A 4,439-nucleotide genomic window follows, 5' to 3' on the forward strand; every position below is an offset into this window, starting at 1 on the left:
GCATTCTTCTGTATATGCGTCAAGAGGGCAGAGGTATTGGCTTACTAAATAAGCTAAGAGCATATAAGCTGCAGGAAGAAGGATACGATACCGTAGAAGCGAATGAAAAACTCGGGTTTGCTGCAGATTTACGAGAGTATGGAATCGGTGCTCAAATCTTAAAAGACCTTGGAGTCAAACAAATGAAGCTTTTAACGAATAACCCTCGTAAAATTACTGGGCTAAAAGGCTACGACCTTGAAGTGATCGAGCGAGTGCCTCTTCAAATGCCGGCAGTGGATGCCAATAAAAAATACTTAGATACAAAAGCTAAAAAATTAGGTCATTTATTACATTTATAATTTTACACTTTTTTTCGTTATAACAAATGAAGCTAATTCATGAAAAGAAATGTAAATAACTATATATTAATACTAGCAGGAGGAACAAAAGATGAATCATTTATATGAAGGAAATTTAGTAGGCACAGGATTAAAAATCGGAATCGTGGTAGGGCGTTTTAATGAATTTATTACAGGCCGTTTACTTAGTGGAGCAGAAGATGCGCTCAAACGTCACGGCGTAGCTGATGAAGACGTAGACGTGGCTTGGGTGCCGGGCGCTTATGAAATCCCATTAATCGCCAAAAAATTAGCTGAATCTAAAAAATATGATGCAGTGATTACGCTAGGAACCGTTATTAGAGGAGCTACTCCACACTTTGATTTTGTATGTAATGAAGTAGCAAAAGGCGTTGCATCTCAAAGCCTACAAACAGGCGTGCCAATTATCTTTGGTGTATTAACAACTGAAACAATTGAGCAAGCAATTGAACGTGCAGGAACAAAAGCAGGAAATAAAGGATGGGAAGCTGCAGCATCAGCTATCGAAATGGCTAACCTTTCAAAAATGATTGAAGGATAATAGATACCATTCCAGTTTTTGTAAGCTGAAGAGTTAAAAGAGGCTGAAACAAAAGTATGTTAGTTGAAGGAAGATCCGAACGATGAGTCGTTCGGATTTTTTCATTGGTAGGGTGAACGCAGGTTTCAGGTATGTAGTGGCTTCTAGATGTAGATTAAAAGGTCAGGCGAAGACTTCTGCGGGAAAGCGGAAGAAGTGTGCCCCCGCAGAAGCGTAGGCAACGAGGAGGCTCAGCGCCCGCCCGCGGAAAGCGAAGTCTTGCACGGAAATCAACAGCAGTGTAGAAAGCGATCTATACTGTCTCATGTATCCCGTTTGTTCGCCTTTAGATTGGATTGATGTAGTTTTGTCTCAAGCTCTTTTGAATAGAAGCTAGCTATGTATAATTTGGCTAAAACGTCTTACTCTAAGTAATAATTAGGTCGTAAAAGGGAGACGTCTATGCCTCATTATACTGCTTTTTTTGCATTGATTATTATCAGCACAGCCGTTTTGCTTACAGTATTCATACGTAAAAAAGATAAAAAGCTAGTCGTTTTGCTTTTTTTTATCATTGGAATGGCTTATGTACTAGAATATATTGTATTTGTGTTGTTTGAAAGTTACGATTACGATCCTGATTTTATGACCAATGAATATTTTGATAATTTGTTCGGGTCCTTAACTTCTCAAGCGTTTGCTTTTCCCATCATGGCTATGGTGGTAGCAGCTTATCAATTGAAATTTCGCTATATTTTATTCATTTCAGCTATGTTTATGGGGATTGAAGAATTATTTTTACACTGGGATATTTATACACATCACTGGTGGAAAACAGTTTATACAGGCGTTTTAATGACTATAGGCTTTAGCATTTCAAAGATTTGGTATGTATGGCTAACAGAACGGTATATGACATTTGTGCATTACGCTACATTTTTTCTCGGAACGCTCGCCATTACTTCTACTATTATGTTTATGCTGTTAGCATATTTTCATAATAATTGGTTTTATACGGGATGGTTTGCGTCCGCTACTCATGATTCCGTAAATGCAACGATGATTTACGTTTGTATTGTTACAATTCTCCTCGTTTGGAGTGTAGCCGAAGAATTTTTTGTTGGAGCTGGAATGATTATAGCGGGGCTGCGTATAGTAGATATTTTGCTGATTCACTATGGGGTGTTGCTGGTATCTATTACCACTTCACTTGTTCTTTTTACGCTTTTACAAGCGGGTGTATTCATTCTGAGCGTTATGCTTCAAAACTTTATTATGAAAAATTGTTATGGGACGAGCAAAAAAGACGTTGCGTTTCCAGTAAAGAACTACTAAGATAATACGTAACTCAAATAGTTTAGTTCAATAATATTTGAAACAAAGAAAAATGAATTGACGGTTATGCGTATTATTTGTAAGATAGGAAAGCAAATAATAGAAAGCCGAAACAGGGGAGTGAAGGATTCGTGAAAGAGTCCTTTTTTGTAGAAAAGGTACTTAATAATAATGTATTAATTGCTAAACACCTTACCTATGATGAAGTTGTGCTAATTGGGAAAGGAATAGGGTTCAATAAGAAAAAAGGCGATGAAATCGATGCAAAAGCCGTGGAGAAAATGTTTTTGTTAAAGAGTGAAGAAGAGCAAGAACAGTACAAGCAGCTTTTAGCGCAAGTGGATGAAGACGTGATTGAAATGATGAATGATATTGTAACGCACATTCAAAAGCGTGTTAACATTCCTTTGAATGAGCATATACACATTTCATTGACGGACCATATCGCGTTTGCGATAAAACGTTTTCAGCAGGGAATGGGGCTTAAAAACCCATTTTTACTTGAAACCAAAGCTTTATATCCAGAGGAATATACGATCGCATCTGAAGTGGTAGAAATTATTAGTCGCAAAATAGGCGTGCAGCTTCCAGTAGGAGAGATTGGTTTTATTGCACTTCATATCCACAGTGCGCTGACTGAAAAAAACCTGCTAGAAGTGAATCAAGACTCGCAGCTTATTCAAACGATTATTAATGTGATTGAAGAATCACTTCATCTGCAGGTAGACAAAGAATCTGTGCACTATATGAGATTGATTCGTCATTTGCATTTTGCGATTGATCGAGTAAAAACAGGAGAAAAAATAGAAGAGCCAAAAAAAATTGCTTTGCTATTGAAAGAAGAATATCCCCTGTGTTACAATGTGTCTTGGAAAGTGATAAAAGTAATGCAGCAAGCGTTACATTTACCTGTGTATGAAGCAGAAGCAGTTTACTTAACGATGCATCTGCAGCGACTTATAACAAAAACGGATTTATAAAATCATTTCAATACGTGTTACTGATACGATCAGGCATGAGTGAGAAATGAAGCGATGTGTAATTGGATGAGTGTATCCATTTATCGTTTCTTTTTCCTCATGCCTTTTTTTGTTATAAGAAAGCGCAATCATTTAAAGCTTAGGTTTCAGGACACCAGGAGATGTAAGGAGTTTTTTAGTTAAAGAAAGCGTTTTATGAAAGCGCGTTAATGATTCACGTATCAAATAAATAGCTTGTTGCACACTAAATATATAAAAGGAGGTAAGCGCCATGTTTAAAAAACTTTTTGGAGTATTACAAAAAGTCGGAAAAGCGCTTATGTTACCGGTTGCGATTTTACCGGCAGCAGGGATTTTACTTGGAGTAGGGACAGCGCTTCAAAACCCTACATTGTTGGATGCAGTACCGGCACTTGGTGCAGACTGGGTTCAATTGGTTTCAAATGTTTTGTCGCAAGCGGGTCAAATTGTATTTGACAACTTATCGCTATTGTTTGCCGTTGGTGTTGCCGTTGGTTTAGCTGGTGGTGACGGTGTAGCAGGTATTGCTGCAATCGTAGGCTACTTAATTATGAACAAAACGATGAGCACAATCTTAGTTGCTACAGGACAACTAGATCCTGACAAAATGGGTGCCAATCCAGCTTACACTAGCATCTTAGGAATTCCTACGTTAGCTACAGGTGTATTCGGGGGTATCATAGTAGGTATTTTAGCTTCATCCATGTATAATCGTTATTTCAATATTGAATTACCATCTTATTTAGGGTTCTTTGCGGGAAAACGATTTGTACCAATCATTACTGGGGTATTTTCAATTGTTTTAGGTGTTATTATGATTTTCATTTGGCCGCCAATTCAAAGCGGATTAAATGCTTTCTCTACTAACATGATTGATGCAAACCCAACTTTATCAGCTTTTGTATTTGGATTGATTGAACGTTCATTAATTCCATTTGGACTTCATCACATATTCTACTCTCCGTTCTGGTTTGAGTTTGGTGATTACGTTAATAAAGCAGGTCAACATATTCACGGTGACCAAAAGATTTTCTTTGCTCAATTAGCAGATGGCGTGCCTTTAACAGCAGGAACATTCCAAGTTGGTAAATTCCCGTTCATGATGTTCGGATTGCCAGCAGCAGCTCTTGCGATTTATCACGAAGCTCGTCCTGAAAACAAAAAATATGTAGCTGGTATCATGGGTTCARCTGCTTTAACATCTTTCTTAACGGGTATTAC

At 37.7% G+C, this 4,439-nt stretch carries 5 protein-coding genes; all 5 read left to right on the top strand.

The genetic code is table 11. The features are described from left to right. Positions 1-341, top strand: a 341-nt coding sequence (gene ribA, locus AC1DRF_RS17600) for a GTP cyclohydrolase II RibA (protein WP_477741276.1), incomplete at its 5' end; no start/stop codon positions are given. 91 nt (positions 342-432) lie between these two features. Further along, positions 433-903 (top strand): 6,7-dimethyl-8-ribityllumazine synthase, encoded by a 471-nt coding sequence (ribH, locus tag AC1DRF_RS17605; RefSeq protein WP_013056007.1) that lies wholly within the window; start codon positions 433-435, stop codon positions 901-903. A 441-nt stretch (positions 904-1,344) separates the two neighbouring features. After that, a complete protein-coding gene (locus AC1DRF_RS17610; RefSeq protein ID WP_427075467.1) occupies positions 1,345-2,217 on the top strand; it encodes a hypothetical protein in 873 nt (290 codons plus the stop codon). Between the two features lie 131 nt (positions 2,218-2,348). Continuing rightward, positions 2,349-3,197, top strand: a complete 849-nt coding sequence (gene glcT, locus AC1DRF_RS17615; RefSeq protein ID WP_013056009.1) for a glucose PTS transporter transcription antiterminator GlcT — start codon at positions 2,349-2,351, stop codon at positions 3,195-3,197. A gap of 271 nt (positions 3,198-3,468) precedes the next feature. Continuing rightward, a partial coding sequence (locus AC1DRF_RS17620; protein ID WP_477741277.1) for a PTS transporter subunit EIIC occupies positions 3,469-4,439 on the top strand: 971 nt, incomplete at its 3' end.

It is taken from the genome of Priestia sp. P5_B4 (genome assembly GCF_056400385.1).